Consider the following 20,288-nt stretch of genomic DNA (forward strand, 5'->3'; position numbering starts at 1 on the left):
CACTGACACCCAGGCCCGAACAGGAAATGAACATGAACACTTTCAGCAAAGTCTTGACCGGTACTCTTCTCGCTCTGTCCATCCACAGCGCATTTGCCGGGGAGGTTGAACACAACACCCAGGCGTTCCTCGATGTGCTTAACGCCGGCACCGGCAAACCGATGGAACAGATGACGCCCAAAGACGCCCGCGCCGTACTGACGGGCGCGCAGTCCGGGGTCAAACTGACGCTACCCAAAGCCGATGTCAGCGAGAAGACCATCCAGGTCGATGGCCAACCGTTGAGCCTGACCATCGTCCGGCCGGCCGGGGTCAAGGGCGAGTTGCCGGTGTTCATGTTCTTCCACGGCGGCGGCTGGGTGCTGGGAGATTTCCCGACCCACGAACGTCTGGTGCGGGATCTGGTGGTCGGCTCAGGGGCAGCGGCGGTATTCGTCAACTACACCCCTTCGCCGGAAGCGCATTACCCGGTGGCGATCAACCAGGCTTACGCGGCAACCAAGTGGGTGGCCGAACACGGCAAAGAGATCAACGTCGACGGCAAGCGTCTGGCGGTGGCGGGCAACAGTGTCGGCGGCAACATGGCGGCAGTCGTCGCCTTGATGGCCAAAGACAAAGGCACGCCGGCAATCAAGCTCCAGGTGTTGCTGTGGCCGGTGACTGATGCCAATTTCGACACTGGTTCGTATAACCAATATGCCGAGGGGCACTTCCTCACCCGCAACATGATGAAGTGGTTCTGGGACAACTACACCACAGACGCCAACCAGCGTAACGAGATCTACGCCTCGCCGCTGCGGGCCACGACTGCACAATTGAAAGGTCTGCCGCCCGCATTGGTGCAGACCGCCGGGGCCGACGTGTTGCGTGACGAAGGTGAAGCCTACGCCCGCAAACTCGACGAAGCCGGGGTGCCGGTGACTTCGGTGCGCTACAACGGCATGATCCACGACTACGGTTTGCTCAACGTGGTCAGCCAGGTACCGGCGGTGCGCTCGGCGATGCTGCAAGCTTCGGAAGAACTGAAACAGCATCTGAAGAAGTAATTTTCACCAGATACAAAAAAGCCCGACTCAATGGTCGGGCTTTTTCTTTCCGCAAAAAACAGTGCTTATTTCGCACGGCCTTTGTAGGAACCGCCTTCGCGGGTATCGATCTCGATCATGTCGCCGATTTCGATGAAGTCAGCAACCGACAGCTCGGTACCGTTCTTCAGTTTGGCAGGCTTCATCACCTTGCCGGAAGTGTCACCGCGAGCGGAACCTTCGGTGTAGTCAACCTGACGCACGATGGTGGTCGGCAGCTCTACGGAAACCAGACGCTCTTCGAAGAACACGGCTTCGCAAACGTCGGTCATGCCTTCTTCAACGAAAGGCAGAACGCTTTCGATGTCTTCGGCGTTCAGTTCGTACATGGTGTAGTCGGTGGTGTCCATGAACGTGTAGGTATCGCCGCTGATGAAGGACAGGGTCGCTTCTTTGCGGTCGAGGATCACGTCGTCCAGCTTGTCGTCCGCACCGTAAACGGTTTCGGTCTTGTAACCGGTCAGCAGGTTCTTCAGCTTGGTCTTCATGATCGCGCTGTTACGGCCCGATTTGGTGAATTCAGCTTTCTGAACCAGCCAAGGATCGTTGTCGATACGGATCACGGTACCGGGTTTGAGTTCTTTACCAGTTTTCATTGCGAATATCCGAATTTGGATGGGATTTACAAAAATCTAGGCCGCGTATCATATCCAATTTCGGTAAAACTGTACCAGCGCCGTCGCAAGATCGGCCTGCAAGGCCTGTTCCAGACACCATGCTTCGGCATTTCCCTGCAGTTCGGGCCAGTATTTACGGGCCTCAAGCCAGTGCTGGCCGATAGGCTGCCCGGCACTCCAGGCGCGCCAAAGACCGTTCATCGCCTCGGCAGCGGCGGGCGAAAGGCCTTTTCCGTAGAGCGCGAGGAAGGCATCGAGCTTGTCCAGATGGATATCTTCGTCCTGCTGATAGATGTGCCACAGCATCGGACGGCCGGCCCATTGCGCACGGACAAACGAGTCTTCACCGCGCACCGCGTTGAAATCGCAGCACCAGAGCAGTTGATCGTATTGATCCTGACGGACGAACGGCAGCACCTGCACGGTCAACGCCTGGCGCACATTGAAGTCACCCACCGACAGCGACTCGACACCAAGCCAGCGCGCGACATCACCGAGAATCCGCCCTTCCGGCACCAGCAGATGAGTCGGTGTCGAATCAGCGGCGAGCACATCCAGCCAACTGGCGAGCCCGGCATTCTCGTAGGCAAACAGCGAAATCAGCTGCGCACCGGGTGCAGGAACGACCCCCAAGGCTTGCAGGAATTGTCGCTGTGACTCGGGATCCTGCTGAAACCGCCGACGCCGATCCAGCAGTCCGCTTTCACGCAATAGTCCGCCAGTGCCGGTCTGGAAGCCCGGGAAGAAAAAGATCTTCTGCACGGACTTGTACTTCACCGAAGGCAGACCGTGACAGCCAACCACCCAGTCTTCAGCGCTGAGATAGTCAAGGTTCATCCACAATGGCGGCTTTTCCCGCTCGGCCATGGCGTCCATGTAGGCGCTTGGCAACTGACAGGCGAACGCGGCGATGACTACGTCGGCGGCGTCCGTTTCCGCCCATTCTGTCGGCCAGTGCCGGACTTCAACGCCCTGCTGCCATTGCGCATCGAGATGGATATCGAGTTCCGGGCAAATACGCTCGAACGCTCGCAGGTCATCGACCCACAACCGCACCGCCAGCGCATGCTCGGCCGCCAGTTGCCGGGCCAGACGCCAGGTCACGCCGATATCGCCATAGTTGTCGACCACGGTGCAAAAGATGTCCCAGCGGGTTTTCGGTTGCGGCATTCAAGACTCCCGTTGGCAAAAGCGCCGATTGTCCGCATAAATGGCCGCGTGCAGAAGAGCCGACGACGATTAATCTTCGTGCGACAATCGCCACTTGCCCGCAATCATCCGCCAGGAGGCAGCCATGCCCTATCGCCCCAACACGCGTCGTCCCTTGCCTGTCCAGCTTAGCGCGCTGCAATTGACCGGCAGCATTGCCTTGGGCCTGTGGCTGGGTTTCCTGGCCATTGCGCTGACGTGCTGGCTCGCTTCGATGCTGTTCAGCCGCCAACTGCAACCGGTGGCGGATGCGGTGCAACAACTGAGCAAGCCTGCGGCAGTCGCCCAGCCACAGCCGGAGCCCGAGCCGCAAAACCGTCTGTTCGAGCAGTACGAAGAAAACCTGCGCAAGAACGAACAGCAGAATCGCCTGGATCAGGCCCGCAGCAGCACGCGCAACCAGTCGAACCCTAAATGCCAGTTCTGGCTCCAGCAGGATCAGACCGCTCCGAGCGAAAAAAGCCGCGCCAACGTCCTGCAATTCTGCGATTGATCATGAACAAGCACGCCGTCCACCAACTGATTCTCGACAAACTGCGCGTCGACCTCGATATCGCCGAGCGCGCGGCACAAACCGCTTACGAAACCGCGACTCACGAAGAGAACATCGCCGAAAACAAGTACGACACCCTGGGGCTTGAGGCGTCGTACCTGGCGGCCGGGCAAGCGAAACGGGTCGAGGAGATCCGCCAGTCACTGGCGGTCTGCCAGAACCTGACGCTTCGGGCCTATGACGATCAACGCGGGATTGAAATCGGTGCCCTGCTCGGTCTGGAAGACGACAAGGGTCGCGAGCAATGGCTGTTTCTGGCGCCGGATGCGGCGGGCCTGAAGGTCGACGTGGTCGGTCAGCCGGTCACCGTCATCACCCCGCGCTCGCCGCTGGGCAAAAGCCTGCTGGGCAAGTTCGAGGGTGACGAGGTGGAGATTCTGGTGGCGGGCACCCGGCAACAGTTCGCTGTCACCGAGGTGCTGTAGACAGGGGCTTAATGAACCGGCAGTTCGACGCCTTCGAACAGCTCTTCCAGTTCCTGCTTGTTGTGGCACTGGATGGCCTTGGCCATGACTTCGCGGGTCAGGTGCGGTGCGAACTTCTCGATGAAGTCGCACATGAAGCCACGCAGGAAAGTGCCGCGACGGAAACCGATCTTGGTCACGCTGGATTCGAACAGTTCGCTGGCATCGAGTACCACCAGGTCGTTGTCGAGTTTGGTATCGACGGCCATTTTCGCCACGATGCCGACACCCAGCCCCAGGCGCACGTAGGTTTTGATCACGTCGGCGTCGGCGGCGGTGAACACCACTTTCGGCGTCAGGCCGCGATGGCTGAAGGCTTCGTCGAGTTTCGAACGGCCGGTGAAACCGAACACGTAGGTCACGATCGGGTATTCGGCCAGTGCTTCGAGGGTCAGCTTCGGCAGCTTGGTCAGCGGGTGCCCCTGAGGCACGACCACGCAGCGGTTCCAGCGGTAGCACGGCATCATCACCAGATCGCCGAACAGCTCCAGCGCTTCGGTGGCAATGGCGAAATCCACGGTGCCGTCAGCGGCCATTTCGGCGATCTGCATCGGCGAACCCTGGTGCATGTGCAGCGCCACGTCCGGGTATTGCTTGATGAAATTGCTGATCACCGGCGGCAGTGCATAACGTGCCTGGGTGTGGGTGGTGGCGATCGACAGGGTGCCTTTTTTCTCGTTGGAGAATTCCTGAGCGATCTGCTTGATGCTTTCGACCTTGCGCAGAATCTCACCGGCGGTGGTTATGATGCGCTCGCCGGCCGGCGTGACGCGGGTCAGGTGCTTGCCGCTGCGGGCGAACACTTCGACGCCCAGTTCGTCTTCCAGCAGACGGATTTGCTTACTGATGCCCGGTTGCGAGGTGTAGAGACTTTGGGCTGTAGCGGAAACGTTGAGGTCGTGGTGCGCCACTTCCCAGATGTAGCGCAATTGTTGAAGCTTCATATGAATCCCTCAAAGCAGGTAGACGCCACGGGCATCAGCGACGGTATATAACTATATTAATGGTTTGAAGAATAAATCTAGAACTTTTTTATCAAAACGCCATTATTCCCGTCTCAGCGATCCTCCCGACGCCGACGCTCCACCAGCGGCACCATGTAAACCGGCACCTTGGACAATTGCAGCAATCGCGTCGCCGTGCGCCCCAACGGTGTTTCCGCCCCGACCCCATGGCTGTGACTTCCTACGATCAGCAAATCGACGGAGAGTTTCTGCACCTGGTCGAGAATCACCTGCGACGGATCGCCCTGCAGCACCCGCACCGCCCGAATCCGTAGCAGATCCTGCTCGCCCTCGTCCCCCAGCTCTTCGCGAAAACTGTCGAGCACCCGCTGCTCGATATTGGCGATGACGGTTTTCAGACCCTGACTGTGAAATTCGTTCAACGCCTGTTCGTCGAGATAGCTCTGCAACACCGACTCGGCAAACAGCCCCATGGGTTCCACCGCGTGCACCACATACAAGTCGGCATCGAATGTTCGGGCCATCGCCAGGGCATGCTGCATCACTAACGGTGCGTACAGACCGAGGTCAGTGGCATACAGCATCGAACGAATCATATGACCTCCTCGCAAGCCAACATGGCGGAGATTTGATTCAGCTTAGCAGTGCCTTGGCGAGTACGACGTGCGACGCAACGTCTTGAACCACGAGGGCTTTAGACCGCCGGTTCGTTGCTGATGCCGTGGGGGACATGGCCGGTGGCGACCACCTCCCGGGCCAGCTCGCAGTGACCGGCCTGATCGTCGAAAAACACGTCCGCAGCGAACGCTTCGAGGAACGCCGATTTGGTCAGGCCGCCGAGAAACAGCGACTCGTCCAGACGGATGTCCCATTCGCGCAAGGTGCGGATCACCCGTTCGTGAGCCGGCGCCGAACGCGCGGTGACCAGTGCGGTGCGGATCGGGCAGTTATCGTCCGGGAACTCACGCTGCAACAGATTGAGCGCTGCGAGGAAGCCCTTGAACGGGCCGCCGCGCAACGGCTCGCGAGCGGATTCGCGTTCCTTGGCCTGAAAGGCTTCGAGGCCGCCGGACTGATAGACCCGCTCCGACTCATCGGAAAACAGCACCGCGTCGCCGTCGAAGGCGATGCGCAATTCATCGCTGGCCGCACGACTGGCGCCACCGGAAAGAATGGTCGCCGCCGCAAAACCGTTGTCCAGCGCCGAGCGCACGTCTTCAGCGTGGGTGGAAAGAAACAGGTCGCAGCCGAAGGCCTTGAGATAAGGATAAGGACTGCGCCCGCCGACAAACGCCGCACGGGAAATCGCCAGGCCGTAATGATCGATCGAGTTGAATACCCGCAGGCCGGTGTCGGCACTGTTGCGCGACACCAGAATCACCTCGACCCGGGCACGGCCGAGGCGACTGTTGAGGTTGAGCAGTTTTTCCACCAGCGGAAAGGCATCGCCCGGCGCGAGGATTTCGTCTTCGTGCTCGATCTGATATTGCCGATAGGCTTCGACGCCGCTCGACAGGTAGACCTTGTGACTCTCGCTCAGATCGAACAGGGCGCGGGACGAAATCGCCAGCACCAGTTTGTCATCGATGTTCTTGGCCATGCCTTCCCCCAAATCCCTCAAAGAATCGACTCAGGTGTTACGCCGGTCGATGAAACGCAAATGGCGATACAGCGCCTCGATTCGCGGCAGTTCACAACCTGCCGCTTTTGCCGCCGCCAAAGGTCGAGCGTAGATGGCGTCCAGTTCCAGCGGTCGCTTGTGCAGAAAATCGTGGTACATGCTCGGCCAGTAGTCGGGCATTTTCTCGGTCATCATGAACAGGTACTCGGCGTAACCGGGCGGCATGTCATGGCCACAGGCCTTGGCGCCCTGCACCACTTCGGCCATCAGCGCCTGGATCTGCGCACGGCTGTCGGCATCGGCCATCAGCGGCGTGGTACTCGCCCCGAGCAACACCGAAAGACCATTGTAGGGAATGTTCCAGACCAGTTTCTGCCAGCGCGCCTGGTGCAGGTTCGGCATGGCCTGGGAGTCGATGCCGGCGGCACGGAACAGACCGACGCCCTCCTCGACGATCGCCATGCGCGCCGCATCATCGGTTGCCGCTCCGCTGTGATAACCGACGTTCACCGCCCCCAGCGCCTGATGGGTGATGTGGCCCGGACCTTCCCGGTGAACGCAGATCAGGCACAAGCCGCCCAGCAAGTGCAGGGAATCGGGCAGCAACGCCCGCAGGCTGTCTTCGACGTCGAGGCCGTTCTGCAGCACCAGCACTTTCGCGTCGGCTTTCGCCGCTTGAATGATCGACGGCGCCAGGCCGGCATTACTGGTGGTCTTGGCGCCGACCAGCAACCAGTCGCAGGGCGGCATGTCTTCAGCCGATGAATAGGCCTGCACCGGGTTCAGCGCCAGTGTGCCGTGAACCGCGCTGTCCACCTGCAAACCGCGCTCGGCGACCGCGGAAAACTCGCTGCGCAGCAAAAAGTGCACATCGAATCCGGCCCGGGCCAGCATCAAGCCGTAGAACCCTCCGATTGCGCCGGTGCCGATAATCCCTACCACCGGTTTCTTGACGACTGCCCCCATCACGGCAACTCCTCTGCAATTCGACCCAGCGCCTGCGCCACGGCTGCGTTCAGCTCAGCGGCATTCAGGCGCGTGTGTACTGCCCCAAAGAACTCGCCGTCGCGCACCACGAACAGCGCCGGCAAATGAAAGACCTGATAACGCTCGACCAGACCGCCGTTGTCGCCGGCGTCGATCCAGCACAGGCGATCGACTGCCAGATCCAGCCCCGGCAACACCTCGCGGGCATAACGGCAACTGGCACAGCCGATGCTCGTGAAAATCACCAGCGAAACGCCGCTCATCGCCAGCAGCCGTTGGTCGGCGTCGAAATCGGTCAGTTCGGATTCGAACACTATACTGGGGGAAACAATGTCAGATGGCCGACACAGGGAGTCTGTGCTCATGGGACGGTTTATTCCTCATCCGGATGATGTGCCCGTCGAATTAACGTTGCTCAAACCTGAGTGCATTTCGCGGCAACAGCTGCACACTATCAGCCTCGGCGGCATCGCTTGCAATTACCACCGCGCCTGGCGCCATGGCACCGCACTGCAGGTGCGCATGCCGACGCTCAATGCCGACATCTGTTATCCGGGTTATGTGGCCTGGTGCCTGCGACGCAAGAAAGGCTATCTGGTAGGCATCGCCTTCACCGACGAGCAGACCCTGTTCAGCGCCCGAATGGGTGAGCAGGTGTGTCAGATCGAACGCTATTGCCGACTCAACGACGCCCACGACGACCTCCAGGATATTCAGGCCCTGGCCCTGCAATGGGTCGAACAACACGCCGACGAGTTCTCCCACGACACCGTTCGCAAGGCTTTTGCGCAGCCAGTACTGGACTGAACAGTGACTTGCCCATTGTCGACAGGCGCCTGACGCGCTAAGGTTCGGCTCCCCGACGCGCTTAAATCTGCTGTGCTCCGCCGCGCGGGGATCGCTGGCGGCCGGCACCCGTGACCTGACGAGTAACCGATGGCTGATTTACCGATCAACGACCTGAACGTCGCTTCCAACGAGACTCTGATCACTCCCGATCAGCTCAAGCGTGATATCCCTCTGAGCGACGCTGCCCTGCGCACCGTCACCAAGGGTCGCGAAGTCATCCGCAATATTCTCGATGGCACCGACCACCGTCTGTTCGTGGTCATCGGGCCTTGCTCGATCCACGACATCAAGGCTGCCCACGAGTACGCCGACCGCCTGAAGGTGCTGGCGGCGGAAGTGTCGGACACCTTGTATCTGGTCATGCGCGTGTACTTCGAAAAACCGCGGACCACCGTCGGCTGGAAAGGCCTGATCAACGACCCGTACCTGGATGACTCGTTCAAGATCCAGGACGGCCTGCACATCGGTCGCCAGTTGCTGCTGGACCTGGCCGAGAAAGGCCTGCCGACCGCGACCGAGGCCCTTGATCCGATCTCCCCGCAGTACCTGCAGGATCTGATCAGCTGGTCGGCCATCGGCGCCCGCACCACCGAATCCCAGACCCACCGCGAAATGGCTTCCGGCCTGTCCTCGGCGGTCGGCTTCAAGAACGGCACCGACGGCGGCCTGACCGTGGCGATCAACGCCTTGCAGTCGGTCTCCAGCCCGCACCGTTTCCTGGGCATCAACCAGGAAGGTGGCGTGTCGATCGTCACCACCAAGGGCAACGCCTACGGTCACGTGGTACTGCGCGGTGGCAACGGCAAGCCGAACTATGATTCGGTCAGCGTCGCCCTGTGCGAACAGGCGCTGAACAAGGCGAAGATCAAGCCGAACATCATGGTCGATTGCAGCCACGCCAACTCCAACAAGGATCCGGCCCTGCAACCGCTGGTGATGGAGAACGTCGCCAACCAGATCCTCGAAGGCAACCAGTCGATCATCGGCCTGATGGTCGAGAGTCATCTGAACTGGGGCTGCCAGGCGATTCCGAAAGACCTCGCCGACCTGCAATACGGCGTTTCGATCACCGATGCCTGCATCGACTGGTCGGCCACCGAAAACACCTTGCGCAGCATGCACGCCAAGCTCAAGGATGTGCTGCCGAAACGTCAGCGCGGCTGACAGCTTTTTCGCAGGCATAAAAAACGCCGGGCATTGCCCGGCGTTTTTGTGTGTGTGCGGTTTGGGGTCAGTCAGATCTTGGCGGTGCGCCGCTGATGACGCTCCATGTAGCGCTCCACATAGGAGCACGACGGGATGACCGTGTAGCCCATTTCATCGGCGTACTGCAGTGCCCGCTCGGTCAGGGCTGCCGCGATGCCTCGGCCACGCAATGCGTTGGGCACGAAGGTGCGGTAGATATCCAGGGTCTGTTTCCCCAGATCCATATAGGTCAGGTAGGCACGATGACCGTCCACATTGGTCTCGAACTGATGACCAGCCTGGTCATGGTGGATGGACAACGCCTCGCTCATCACTACTCCTCGCGGGTCTCGAATTCTGACCCCTACCTTACCGATGTTTTCCCGGCGAAGGAACATCTACGCCACCCCGTGCCAGATGGACACCGAGAAGAACCGCACCGATCTCGCGCAACCCGAGCACGTATCAAATAGTAGGCACCAATGACGAAAATGCTCAAGGCGCACTCATCATCAGGCTGATTGACGGGGCAGTTCCGGTGGACTCAGGACCGGTTCGGGAGAACCTTGTCCCGAACCGAAAGGCTGAACATCGCCGGATGTTGAGACTTAAGACGTGCCTGATTTTTTAAAGTCACCTGAACATGGACAAAGATAGGTGAGACGCTGCACAAAAACGCAACAAAAGTGTGGACGAATCCATATAGACAGACTCTAGCCACTGCCTGCAAAACAGCACCCGACAACGGGAACTTTTTCTCATTAACTCGCTCATCTCGGGCCTTGCAGCTGAATATTTTTTATACAACCCGGTTAAAAGTTGCTCGAAAAAGAATCAACGCCTACAATTTTTTTTGCTTCTTGCCTTACGTCAGTTTACTTACTACAAGTAATGGGTAGTATGTACGCCGGCTATTTCCTCAATCGGAGGAGACAGCCACTTAATTGAAAGTCCTTGAAGGGGAACACGATGAACAACGTTCTGAAATTCTCTGCTCTGGCTCTGGCCGCAGTTCTGGCTACCGGTTGCAGCAGCGCATCGAAAGAAACCGAAGCACGTCTGACCGCTACTGAAGACGCAGCTGCTCGCTCCCAGGCTCGTGCAGACGAAGCTTACCGTAAAGCTGATGAAGCTCTGGCTGCTGCTCAAAAAGCACAACAGACTGCTGACGAAGCTAACGAGCGTGCTCTGCGCATGCTGGAAAAAGCTAGCCGCAAGTAATAGTCCTTCGGGATTGTTATCAAGCCGACCCGTTTTTCGGGTCGGCTTTTTTTTTGCCTGAAATTTTCTTCATGCAATAAAAAACCCGCCGATGCTCACGCATCGGCGGGTTCTGTTTTTCGGCTTACTGTTGCAGGTCGATCGGTGCGCTGGAAACGATCGGCGCCGAGGTGTTCGGTGTGCCGATTTCAGTTGGCAGGCCATCTTCGGCCGCCACCACATCACGCACCACATCCCAGTTCATGCGCAGATTGTTGGTGATGTCTTCACGCTTGAGCATCGCGTTGATCACGGCGGTGTGCTTGTCGACCACCGACGGGTTTCCCTTGTCGTCGATCGGCGTGTGCGCTTCCAGGTAGATCTTGCCACCACTGCGACCGAACTTGTACGCGTCGTTGAGGATTCGTACCGAAGTCCCCACCGGCACCATGCTGGCCATTTCCAGCACGTTGTTGTTGAACATGCGGAAGCAACCGTGGCTGGTGCGCATGCCGATACCGAACTTCTTGTTCGAACCGTGGATCAGGTAGCCCGGCGTGCCCAGGGTGAACTTGAACGGACCCAGCGGGTTGTCCGGGCCGGCCGGCACTACGTTCGGCAGTGGATCGCCATCGGCGGCGTGTTCGGCCTTGATCGAGGCGGGCGGTGTCCAGGTCGGATTCGGCGTCTTGGCGGTGATCGTGGTGTGGGCGATTGGCGAGCCCCAGCCCTCGCGACCGATACCCAGCGGGAAGGTGTACACCACGTTCCGGCCTTTCGGGTAGTAGTAGAGGCGGTACTCGGCAAGGTTGATCACAATGCCTTCACGCGGACCCGGCGGCAGGATGAAACGGGTCGGCAGGACCACTTCGGTGCCGGCGCCCGGCAGCCAGGCATCGACGCCCGGGTTGGCCGCGACCATTTCCGAATAGCCCAGATCGTAGGTGGTGCCCAGATCGGCAAAGGTGTCTTCGTACTTGGCCTTGATCACCTGCACCTGGCCGATGATGTCTTCACCAGGTGGTGGCAGGGGAAACTCCAGGGCGGCAACGGGACCGGCCACACACAGGGCGGCAAGAGACAGGCAGCGGGTGACGGCAGGGAAACGCGGCAACATCCGGAGAATCCTTCGCAAGATCGACAAGGGTATAGGAACGCGATTGTACACCGCGCCTAGGGAATTCGGGGAGATGCGCCGATGGGCTGGCAGAAGTCTTCATAATTGGAGCTGTCGCCAGCTCGGGGGGCGTTCTTACCGATGTGTGTGCTTAAAGCTCGAAACGCAGCTCGGGCCAGATCGGCGAGGTTCCACGCTTCTGCGATTCGAGAATCGCCCGGCACAGCGAGCACAGGCGCTGATCCTGGAACACCCGGCGATCCACGCTCGACCAGCGCGGTTGCGCCGGCAGCAGACTGCCGCACAGGGTCCGGTCAGCCGAGCCACCGAGCTCCAGTTGACGGGTCACCAGATGCACCCGCACTTCCTGGCAGGCGAACAGATCCAGCTGTTCGTCAGGCTCGATCAGTTGGTAGGCAAACAGGGACCAGGCAGAACGCGACATCGGGGGCTCCATTTAGGGGGGCGCCACATTAGCCGAAAGCCTGCCGCTAGAAAAGCCTCATAACAGCGGTTTTAGCGTCGGCCAGACATTTTCCAGCAACTTGCCCTGGGCCCCGGCTGCCGGGTGCAGACCGTCGGCCTGCATCAAGTCCGGGTGCCCGCCCACGCCCTCGAGGAAAAACGGCACCAGCGGGATCTTTTTCTCCTCGGCCAGCTTGCCGTAGACCTCGGCAAAGGCATCGGTGTAGCGCTTGCCGTAATTGGGCGGCAGTTGCATGCCGAGCAGCAGCACCCTGGCACCGCTTTGGCGGGAGCTGTCGATCATCGAGGCAAGATTTTGTTGCAATTGCGTCGGCGGCATTCCGCGCAGGCCATCGTTGCCCCCCAACTCGAGGATCACCAGCTCCGGTTTGTGCTCTGCAAGCAGCGCCGGCAGCCGCGCCTGGCCTCCTGCACTGGTGTCGCCGCTGATGGAGGCATTGACCACTTTATCGTCAAAACCTTCGGCCTTGAGCCGCTGCTCGAGCAACGACACCCACCCCAACCGGGTATCCAGTCCGAAACCGGCGCTGATACTATCGCCAACGATCAGGACTGTACCCGCCGCTGCGTTCTGGGCCATGCACATCAAGGCCAGGCCAGCACTCAAAAACCACACACGCATCGGATTCTCCATGGGCGCAAGCATTCTCACCGCGAAGAACCTTAGCAAAGTGGTTCCCAGCGCGGAAGGTGAACTGACCATCCTGCACGAACTCAGCCTGGAACTGAACAAGGGCGACAGCCTGGCCATCGTCGGCGCGTCCGGCTCCGGCAAATCCACCCTGCTCGGCCTGCTCGCCGGCCTCGATCTGCCAAGCAGCGGCGAAGTCATTCTCGCCGGCCAGTCCCTGAGCAATCTCGACGAAGACCAGCGCGCGCGCATCCGTGCCGAACATGTGGGTTTCGTGTTTCAGTCGTTCCAGTTGCTCGACAGTCTCAACGCCTTGGAAAACGTCATGCTGCCGCTGGAGCTCGACGGCCGCAAAGACGCCCGTGGTCGCGCCACAGAATTGCTGCAACGGGTCGGCCTCGGTCAGCGCCTGACGCACTCGCCGCGCCAGCTCTCCGGTGGTGAACAGCAGCGCGTAGCCATTGCCCGGGCCTTTGCCGCCGAACCGGATGTTCTGTTCGCCGACGAACCCACCGGCAACCTCGACAGCCACACCGGCGAGCGCATCAGCGACCTGCTGTTCGAACTGAACAAGGAACGCGGCACCACCCTGGTGCTGGTAACCCACGACGAACGCCTGGCCCATCGCTGCCGGCGCCTGATCCGACTTGAAGCCGGCCTGCTGGTCGCCCCCCTGGAGCCTTGATGGCACGTCTGCCGCTGTTGCGCCTGTTCAGCCTTGCCCTGCGCCAGCTCCTGCGCGATGCCCGCGCCGGGGAATTGCGGGTGCTGTTCTTCGCCTTGCTGGTGGCAGTTGCCGCCAGTACCGCCATCGGCTACTTCGGTGCCCGCCTGAATGGCGCGATGACGTTACGCGCCACCGAGTTTCTCGGCGCGGATCTGGTGCTCGAAGGCAGCTCCCCCGCACGACCGGAACAAATCAGGAGCGGCACCGAGCTGCGCCTCGACCATGCGCAGATCGTTGAATTCTCCAGCGTCATCGCCACCGACAACGGCATTCAACTGTCGAGCATCAAGGCCGTCGACCGTGCCTATCCGCTGCGTGGCGAACTGAAAAGTGCCCCGGCACCGTTTGCTGCCGAAACGTCGGGCGGCAAACCGCAGCCGGGCGAAGCCTGGGTCGAGTCGCGCCTGCTCACGGCGCTGGACCTGAAGATCGGCGACAGCATCGACGTCGGCATGAAGACGCTGAAACTGACAAGGGTGCTGACTTACGAACCGGATCGCGCCGGCAACTTCTACAGCCTGACGCCACGGGTGCTGATCAACCTCGACGACCTCGCCGCGACCGGCGTGGTCCAGCCCGGTAGCCGGGTGAGCTATCGCGAACTGTGGCGCGGCGAACCCACCGCGCTGGAAACTTATCGCCAGCTGATCAAACCGGGTCTCGCCGCCAATCAGCGGATTCAGGACGCCCGCGATGGCAACCGACAGATTGGCGGCGCACTGGGCAAGGCCGAGCGCTATCTGAACATGGCCAGTCTGGTCGCCGTGCTGTTGGCCGGCGTGGCCGTGGCGCTGTCGGCGAATCGCTTCGCCAGTCGCCGTTTCGATGCCAGCGCGTTGTTGCGCTGTCTAGGTCTGTCGCGCCGGGAAACCATGGTGCTGTTCAGCCTGCAACTGGCGGTGCTCGGCCTGCTCGCCAGCCTCAGCGGCGCCCTGCTCGGCTGGCTTGCTCAATTGGGACTGTTCGCCCTGCTGCATGATCTGCTGCCGACCGACGTACCGCCGGGTGGCTTGCTTCCGGCGTTGGCGGGGATCGGCACCGGGCTGGTGGCGCTGGCCGGTTTTGCTCTGCCGCCGCTCGCCGCCCTCGGACGTGTGCCGCCGCTACGGGTTTTGCGCCGCGACATGCTGCCAATTCCGTCGAGCACCTGGATGGTCTACGGCGCAGCACTCGGCGCGCTCGGCCTGATCATGTGGCGTCTGAGTCTGGATCTGCTGCTGACGTTTGCCCTGCTCGGCGGTGGCGTGGTCGCCGCGCTGGTGCTCGGTGGTTTATTGTTGCTGCTGCTCAACAGTCTGCGTCGCCTGCTGGCTCGCGCCTCCCTGCCCTGGCGTCTCGGTCTGGGTCAGTTGCTGCGTCACCCGCTGGCGGCGGCCGGACAGTCCCTGGCATTCGGCCTGATCCTGCTGTCCATGGCGTTGATTGCACTGTTGCGCGGCGAATTGCTCGACACCTGGCAAAACCAGCTGCCGAAAAATGCTCCCAACTATTTCGCCCTGAACATTCTGCCGGCGGACAAACAGGCCTTCACCGATCACCTGATCAATGTATCGGCCCAGGCTGCGCCGTTGTATCCGGTGGTGCCGGGACGGCTGATCAGCATCAACGGCGAAGCGGTGCAGCAGATCGTCAGCAAGGACTCGGCCGGCGACCGCGCAATCCAGCGTGACCTCAGTCTGACCTGGGCTGCCGACTTGCCGGCGGGCAACAAGATCACCGCAGGTTCGTGGTGGAGCGGACAACCCTCGGACGAGGTTCCGGGTGTGTCGGTGGAGGGCAAGGTCGCCGAAAGCCTCAAGCTCAAACTTGGCGATCACCTGGTGTTCACCGTTGGCGGGGTCAATCGCGAAGCGAAGGTCACCAGCCTGCGGGAGATCAACTGGGACAACTTCCAGCCGAACTTCTTCATGATCTTCCAGCCCGGCACGTTGAAAGATCTGCCGGCGACCTACCTCACCAGCTTCTATCTGGCGCCCGGTCACGACCAGCAGATCGTCGAGCTGTCGCGAACATTCCCGGCGGTGACCATCCTGCAGGTTGAAGCCTTGCTCGAACAGCTGCGCAGCATCCTCGCCCAGGTCACCCTGGCGGTGGAGTACGTATTGTTGTTTGTGTTGGCGGCCGGGATGGCGGTGCTGTTTTCCGGGTTGCAGGCGACGCTGGATGAACGTATTCGCCAGGGCGCACTGTTGCGTGCGCTGGGGGCGGAACGGCAGTTGCTGGTCAAGGCGCGGCGGATCGAGTTCGGCCTGCTTGGCGCAGTCAGTGGACTGCTGGCAGCCATCGGTTCGGAAGTGGTGAGCCTGGTGTTGTATCGCTTCGCATTCGATCTGCCCTGGCATCCGCATCCATGGTTGCTGGTGCTGCCGTTGATCGGCGCGGCCCTGATCGGTGGCGCCGGCGTGTTCGGCACCCGTCGGGCACTGAATGCGAGCCCGCTGACAGTGCTGCGCGAGGGTTGATAGACTCCAGCCCTCAATACCACAAGAAGTTGCCATGAGCCGTTATCGCCCTCCCCGCACCGCTGGCACCGCGCTGATCACCCCTGAAGGTGAAGCGCGGATGCGCGCCGAATTCCATGAGCTGTGGCACGTACGCCGGCCACAGGTGACGCAGTCGGTCAGCGAAGCAGCGGCTCAGGGCGATCGTTCGGAAAATGCCGAGTACACCTACGGCAAGAAGATGCTGCGCGAGATCGACAGCCGCGTGCGTTTTCTCACCAAACGCCTTGAGGCCTTGAAAGTTGTCAGCGAAAAACCGAGCGATCCGAACAAGGTCTACTTCGGCGCCTGGGTGACCATCGAAGATGAGGACGGAAAACAGTCGCGCTACCGCATCGTCGGCCCGGACGAGCTGGATCTGAAGCTGGGCCTGATCAGCATCGACTCGCCGCTGGCCCGCGCCCTGATCGGCAAGGCGCTGGACGCCGAAGTCCGGGTCCAGACGCCAACCGGCGAGCAATTCGTTTACATCGTGGCGATCGACTATCCCTGACGCTCAGCGCCGGGCAATCAGACCCTGGCGGGCAACGCGGGTCAGTTGACGGATCATTTCCGGCGCGTCTTCAGCGCTGGGCGACTGGATCACCGCCAGGTCGAAACTGTCATCGGCAAAACGCGCCAGCGACTCGCCGTCCTCAACGAACTGGATCAGGAAGGCGGCAGGACCGCCGCTGCGACGTGGCCAGCCATCGAGATAACGCAACAGCGTCGGCTGATGTCTGCCGCCAAGCAGGATTTTTGGATTGCGCTGGGTGACATGTGCCGTGATCGGCGCGGGACGTGCTGGAGGGCGAAGTGCATTCATCGTGTCGTGTCTCTGCCTCAAAAGTCTGCATGGCAGGTGAGAGGCAACACCGAACCAGCGCTTTAGCGGTATTTCGAAGCCCTGTTCCGGCTTCTGACGGCAACTTGAGAATAGTCACCTGGCGCCCCGCAAGTAGCTGTTTAAATCGGCGCATGAGCGGCATCCTAGAGAACGTGACCAGCGAGTGTCAAGAATCAGCCGCAACAAAAAAAGGCCCGCACAATGCGGGCCTTTTGCTTGAGCCAGAGCGGTCAACCGGCGATGGCGCGATCCACCGAAAGCTTGCCGGCGCCTTCGATCAGCACCGCGATGCTGCCACCGAGCAGCGCCAGGGCGAACTCGTAACCGTTGTTGGCCATGAACAGACCGTTGTGGATGTGCACCGAAAAGATCGCGACCAGCGACAGGAACACCAGCCCCGCCGCCGCCGGGCGCACCAGCAGACCGATGATCAGGGCCAGCCCGGCGAAGAACTCGGTGCCGCCAGACAATATTGCCATCAGGTAACCCGGGGTCAGGCCAAGGCTTTCCATATACTGCGCGGTGCCGGCCAGACCGTAGCCACCAAACAGGCCGAAGAGCTTCTGCGAACCGTGGGCGGCAAAGATCACGCCGACGACGATGCGCAGAACAGTCAGGCCGTAGCCGGCGCGGGTGAACAGGACCTTGTTGATCAGAGAGCTCATGTTTGTATTCCTTGTTGGAGAAGTGCTTGTTGGTTGGCCGCCATATTAATCAGTTAAATTTATGTTAAAAGCGCAAATATTCCGCCATAACAATCAATTTATTCGATCATTTGCGTGAGACAACTTTCTGTCCCCGGGGCTCCAACGACTCACGCTCCCGGTCGAACGCCAAGTAATACTTGTTCACACTATTAACATAGCTGACGGCGCCCATCCCCACCTGCTCCATCGCGATGCGCTCGACCTGAAAGAACCACTGGTTCGGGTTAAGCCCGCGGCGCCGGGCCTCGGCGCGCATGCCCTGCACGCGCTCCGGGCCGATGTTGTAGGCAGCCAGGGTGAACGCCATGCGCTCGCGCTCGTTGAGCTTGGGGCTGTTGAAGAACTTGCGGCGGATCATCGCCAGATACTTGGCCCCGGCCTGCACATTCGCATCGAGATTCTGGATATTGTTGACGCCCACCCGTTGCGCGGCGGACGGCGTGATCTGCATCAGCCCGGTCGGCCCGCCACCACCACGCGCACTGGGTTGCAGTGCTGATTCCTTGAACGCCAGCGCGGCCAGGTTGAGCCAGTCCATGTTCTGCGCTTCGGCATGCTTTTGCAGGGTCGGGCGCAGTTTTTCCAGGCGCTGGCGGTCAGCCTTGGCCAATGGATAGTGGACTTGATACAGACGACGGTAGATTCGCAGAAACGCAGCGTCTTCGTTCGACGGCGTCTTGTAGCCGGTCAGGAAGCGGTCGATGCTCGCCCGCAGCATCGCGGCATCGCGCCGCACAAACCAGTATTCCTCGCCCGGTTCGCTGATCATCAACTGCCGGTCGAAACGCAGCTTGGGCAGGATCTTGCCCCAGCGCTCGGCAATCGGTTGCTCGACGATGGTCAGGTGGAAGATGCCGCCCTGGACCATTTCCAGCACATCTTCGACTGCCAACGTGGGATCGACCCATTCAATCTTGATCGGCGCCAGTTTGTGCAGCGCCAGTTTCTGATTGAGCTGACTGACCGCCTCCCCCGCCGCACTGCCGGTAGGCAGGGCCAGGGTTTTGCCGGCCAGTTGCTCGACCTTGGTGTAGCGCTTCTCGCCCTTGATGCCGACCAGCACCAGCGGCACATTGCTGGCGATCGGCTCGCTGCTGGCGACCGCGTGGCCCGGTTGCAGGTCGAGCAGTTCGCCCGGGGCCACCAGATCACCTTCGCCACGCTGTAGCGCGCCGAGCAATTGATCCTTGGCTTTGGGAATGATCTTGAGGGTGATTTCCTGGCCGTCGCGGGCGTGGCCATTGAGATACTGCTCGAAGGCGCGCAAACGGTGATATTCGACGCCGATGGTCTGGCCCTGGACTTCGCCGGAGCTGTTGCGGCTCTGGTTGACCAATACGCGCAGCACGCGACTGTTGCGAATCTCGGTCAGGTCGCGGACCTTGGCGGCCGGCACGGCTTGCAGCGGCCCGGGCAGGCGCGCGACCGCTGTCATCGGCAGCAGTAACGAACCACACAGCAGGAGCAAAACCGAGGGACGAACCATCCACTCTCCGGAAAGAATACGGGGCGTTTTTTGCCGCTGAACGGTCGCAAAACACCGACGAAAACAGAGCGCCTGGAGCGCTGATAAAGTGCGAGAGACTGGCACAGTGATGGCAACCGCGCCACCCCGTGCTGCCTCGCGGCCTCAACAGACAGCCATAAGCCGTTGTAGTTCTTGGTTTTTCTTTTAAATCTACTGCTCTGATATGCTTTCCGGCCTTCGGCCCGAGGTAGCACCATGCAACTCATCGATATCGGCGTCAACCTGACCAACCCCAGTTTCGCCGACAAACATCAGGCCGTGCTCGACCGCGCCTACGCTGCCGGGGTCTGCCAACTGGTGCTGACCGGCACCAGCGTCGAGGGCAGCGAACAGGCACTGGAACTGTGCCGGCAACTGGATCCGGACGGCCAGCGACTGTTCGCCACCGCCGGTATTCACCCGCATTCGGCCAGCGACTGGAACGCCGACAGCGCACGGCGTCTGCGCGCTTTGCTGAAAGAATCGAACGTTGTGGCAGTGGGTGAATGCGGGCTGGATTTCAACCGCGATTTCTCCCCGCGCCCGCAGCAGGAAAAAGTCCTTGAGGAACATCTGGCCTTGGCCGTGGAGCTGCAACTGCCGGTGTTCCTGCACGAACGTGACGCGAGCCAGCGCCTGCTGGAAATCCTACGTGACTTCCGCGACCAGTTGCCTGCCGCCGTGGTGCATTGCTTCACCGGCGAGCAGAAAGCGTTGTTCAGCTACCTTGATCTGGATCTGCACATCGGCATCACTGGCTGGATCTGCGACGAGCGTCGTGGCACCCATTTGCATCCGCTGGTGAAGGAGATCAAACGCGGTCGCCTGATGCTGGAAAGCGATGCGCCTTACTTGCTGCCGCGCACATTGCGGCCGAAGCCGAAGAATGGGCGCAACGAGCCGGCGTATCTGACCGAAGTGCTGCGTGAAGTGGCGTTGCATCGGGGCGAAACCGAGGAAGATCTGGCGGCCCACACCACCGCGTGCGCCCGGGCTTTTTACAGACTGCCCGTCCTGCCCTGATCCGTAGGGGAATGCATCACTTGTTGAT

Annotated in this window: 24 protein-coding genes; 10 read left to right on the forward strand and 14 right to left on the reverse strand. The window is 60.7% G+C overall.

Features of this window, described 5'->3' with window-relative positions; translation table 11 throughout:
- The first annotated feature begins 32 nt into the window (after nucleotides 1-32).
- Complete coding sequence (locus DXT77_RS25350) at nucleotides 33-1,046, forward strand: alpha/beta hydrolase (protein WP_119429633.1); 1,014 nt, start codon at nucleotides 33-35, stop codon at nucleotides 1,044-1,046.
- Nucleotides 1,047-1,111: 65 nt separating this feature from the next.
- Here the strand turns inward: DXT77_RS25350 and DXT77_RS25355 are convergent, their stop codons facing one another.
- Together DXT77_RS25355 and earP are read right to left on the reverse strand one after the other, a co-directional pair.
- Entirely contained in the window at nucleotides 1,112-1,681 is a 570-nt protein-coding gene (locus DXT77_RS25355) for an elongation factor P (protein WP_003226785.1), read from the reverse strand.
- Nucleotides 1,682-1,729: 48 nt separating this feature from the next.
- Nucleotides 1,730-2,872, reverse strand: coding sequence for an elongation factor P maturation arginine rhamnosyltransferase EarP (gene earP / locus DXT77_RS25360; RefSeq protein WP_119429634.1), 1,143 nt, complete (start codon nucleotides 2,870-2,872; stop codon nucleotides 1,730-1,732).
- Between the two features lie 124 nt (nucleotides 2,873-2,996).
- On the opposite strand from earP, the gene DXT77_RS25365 reads away from it, so the two are divergent.
- Nucleotides 2,997-3,404, forward strand: a complete 408-nt coding sequence (locus DXT77_RS25365; RefSeq protein WP_114884568.1) for a hypothetical protein — start codon at nucleotides 2,997-2,999, stop codon at nucleotides 3,402-3,404.
- A gap of 2 nt (nucleotides 3,405-3,406) precedes the next feature.
- Nucleotides 3,407-3,889 (forward strand): GreA/GreB family elongation factor, encoded by a 483-nt coding sequence (locus DXT77_RS25370; protein WP_119429635.1) that lies wholly within the window; start codon nucleotides 3,407-3,409, stop codon nucleotides 3,887-3,889.
- An 8-nt stretch (nucleotides 3,890-3,897) separates the two neighbouring features.
- Here DXT77_RS25370 and cysB read toward each other — a convergent pair whose 3' ends face one another.
- The 5 genes from cysB to DXT77_RS25395 form a co-directional block, all read right to left on the reverse strand.
- A complete protein-coding gene (cysB, locus tag DXT77_RS25375; protein ID WP_007955684.1) occupies nucleotides 3,898-4,872 on the reverse strand; it encodes an HTH-type transcriptional regulator CysB in 975 nt (324 codons plus the stop codon).
- Nucleotides 4,873-4,985: 113 nt separating this feature from the next.
- Nucleotides 4,986-5,489, reverse strand: coding sequence for a universal stress protein (locus tag DXT77_RS25380; RefSeq protein WP_119429636.1), 504 nt, complete (start codon nucleotides 5,487-5,489; stop codon nucleotides 4,986-4,988).
- A gap of 98 nt (nucleotides 5,490-5,587) precedes the next feature.
- On the reverse strand, nucleotides 5,588-6,493 hold the full coding sequence (locus DXT77_RS25385) for a 5'-nucleotidase (RefSeq protein ID WP_085730576.1): 906 nt from the start codon (nucleotides 6,491-6,493) through the stop codon (nucleotides 5,588-5,590).
- Nucleotides 6,494-6,523: 30 nt separating this feature from the next.
- On the reverse strand, nucleotides 6,524-7,480 hold the full coding sequence (locus DXT77_RS25390; RefSeq protein WP_119429637.1) for a putative 2-dehydropantoate 2-reductase: 957 nt from the start codon (nucleotides 7,478-7,480) through the stop codon (nucleotides 6,524-6,526).
- Nucleotides 7,480-7,866 (reverse strand): co-chaperone YbbN, encoded by a 387-nt coding sequence (locus DXT77_RS25395; protein ID WP_119429638.1) that lies wholly within the window; start codon nucleotides 7,864-7,866, stop codon nucleotides 7,480-7,482. The genes DXT77_RS25390 and DXT77_RS25395 overlap by 1 nt, the downstream gene beginning before the upstream one ends.
- Here DXT77_RS25395 and DXT77_RS25400 point away from each other — a divergent pair.
- Both DXT77_RS25400 and DXT77_RS25405 read left to right on the forward strand, forming a co-directional pair.
- Entirely contained in the window at nucleotides 7,865-8,308 is a 444-nt protein-coding gene (locus DXT77_RS25400) for a PilZ domain-containing protein (protein WP_085710771.1), read from the forward strand. The genes DXT77_RS25395 and DXT77_RS25400 overlap by 2 nt on opposite strands.
- A 129-nt stretch (nucleotides 8,309-8,437) precedes the next feature.
- A complete protein-coding gene (locus DXT77_RS25405) occupies nucleotides 8,438-9,514 on the forward strand; it encodes a 3-deoxy-7-phosphoheptulonate synthase (RefSeq protein WP_011335309.1) in 1,077 nt (358 codons plus the stop codon).
- 71 nt (nucleotides 9,515-9,585) lie between these two features.
- Here DXT77_RS25405 and DXT77_RS25410 read toward each other — a convergent pair whose 3' ends face one another.
- Complete coding sequence (locus tag DXT77_RS25410) at nucleotides 9,586-9,867, reverse strand: GNAT family N-acetyltransferase (protein WP_007955658.1); 282 nt, start codon at nucleotides 9,865-9,867, stop codon at nucleotides 9,586-9,588.
- Between the two features lie 637 nt (nucleotides 9,868-10,504).
- On the opposite strand from DXT77_RS25410, the gene oprI reads away from it, so the two are divergent.
- Complete coding sequence (gene oprI / locus DXT77_RS25415) at nucleotides 10,505-10,756, forward strand: outer membrane lipoprotei OprI (protein WP_003183784.1); 252 nt, start codon at nucleotides 10,505-10,507, stop codon at nucleotides 10,754-10,756.
- A gap of 124 nt (nucleotides 10,757-10,880) precedes the next feature.
- Here the strand turns inward: oprI and DXT77_RS25420 are convergent, their stop codons facing one another.
- From DXT77_RS25420 to DXT77_RS25430, 3 genes are all read right to left on the reverse strand, one after another.
- The gene (locus tag DXT77_RS25420; RefSeq protein ID WP_085710772.1) at nucleotides 10,881-11,852 is read right to left on the reverse strand and encodes a L,D-transpeptidase family protein; all 972 of its coding nucleotides are present in this window, start codon (nucleotides 11,850-11,852) and stop codon (nucleotides 10,881-10,883) included.
- A gap of 151 nt (nucleotides 11,853-12,003) precedes the next feature.
- Nucleotides 12,004-12,297, reverse strand: coding sequence for a hypothetical protein (locus tag DXT77_RS25425; RefSeq protein ID WP_007908575.1), 294 nt, complete (start codon nucleotides 12,295-12,297; stop codon nucleotides 12,004-12,006).
- A 57-nt stretch (nucleotides 12,298-12,354) separates the two neighbouring features.
- A complete protein-coding gene (locus DXT77_RS25430) occupies nucleotides 12,355-12,960 on the reverse strand; it encodes an arylesterase (RefSeq protein ID WP_178083493.1) in 606 nt (201 codons plus the stop codon).
- A gap of 10 nt (nucleotides 12,961-12,970) precedes the next feature.
- On the opposite strand from DXT77_RS25430, the gene DXT77_RS25435 reads away from it, so the two are divergent.
- The 3 genes from DXT77_RS25435 to greB are packed head-to-tail and all read left to right on the forward strand — an operon-like array spanning nucleotide 12,971 to nucleotide 16,690.
- Complete coding sequence (locus DXT77_RS25435; RefSeq protein WP_085730571.1) at nucleotides 12,971-13,654, forward strand: ABC transporter ATP-binding protein; 684 nt, start codon at nucleotides 12,971-12,973, stop codon at nucleotides 13,652-13,654.
- The gene (locus DXT77_RS25440; RefSeq protein ID WP_119429640.1) at nucleotides 13,654-16,158 is read left to right on the forward strand and encodes an ABC transporter permease; all 2,505 of its coding nucleotides are present in this window, start codon (nucleotides 13,654-13,656) and stop codon (nucleotides 16,156-16,158) included. Before DXT77_RS25435 ends, DXT77_RS25440 begins: the two co-directional genes overlap by 1 nt.
- A gap of 34 nt (nucleotides 16,159-16,192) precedes the next feature.
- Nucleotides 16,193-16,690, forward strand: a complete 498-nt coding sequence (gene greB, locus DXT77_RS25445; protein ID WP_003226818.1) for a transcription elongation factor GreB — start codon at nucleotides 16,193-16,195, stop codon at nucleotides 16,688-16,690.
- A 3-nt stretch (nucleotides 16,691-16,693) separates the two neighbouring features.
- Here greB and DXT77_RS25450 read toward each other — a convergent pair whose 3' ends face one another.
- From DXT77_RS25450 to DXT77_RS25460, 3 genes are all read right to left on the reverse strand, one after another.
- On the reverse strand, nucleotides 16,694-17,002 hold the full coding sequence (locus tag DXT77_RS25450) for a class I SAM-dependent methyltransferase (protein WP_119429641.1): 309 nt from the start codon (nucleotides 17,000-17,002) through the stop codon (nucleotides 16,694-16,696).
- 251 nt (nucleotides 17,003-17,253) lie between these two features.
- Nucleotides 17,254-17,688: a DoxX family protein gene (locus DXT77_RS25455; RefSeq protein ID WP_119429642.1), complete on the reverse strand. Its 435-nt coding sequence runs from the start codon at nucleotides 17,686-17,688 to the stop codon at nucleotides 17,254-17,256.
- Nucleotides 17,689-17,794: 106 nt separating this feature from the next.
- Complete coding sequence (locus tag DXT77_RS25460) at nucleotides 17,795-19,216, reverse strand: transglycosylase SLT domain-containing protein (protein WP_119429643.1); 1,422 nt, start codon at nucleotides 19,214-19,216, stop codon at nucleotides 17,795-17,797.
- 237 nt (nucleotides 19,217-19,453) lie between these two features.
- Here DXT77_RS25460 and DXT77_RS25465 point away from each other — a divergent pair, with 237 nt between their 5' ends.
- Complete coding sequence (locus tag DXT77_RS25465; RefSeq protein ID WP_119429644.1) at nucleotides 19,454-20,260, forward strand: TatD family hydrolase; 807 nt, start codon at nucleotides 19,454-19,456, stop codon at nucleotides 20,258-20,260.
- Nucleotides 20,261-20,288: the final 28 nt, after the last annotated feature.

The sequence above is a fragment of the Pseudomonas sp. 91RF genome (assembly GCF_003576265.1).
Classification (GTDB): domain Bacteria; phylum Pseudomonadota; class Gammaproteobacteria; order Pseudomonadales; family Pseudomonadaceae; genus Aquipseudomonas; species Aquipseudomonas kribbensis.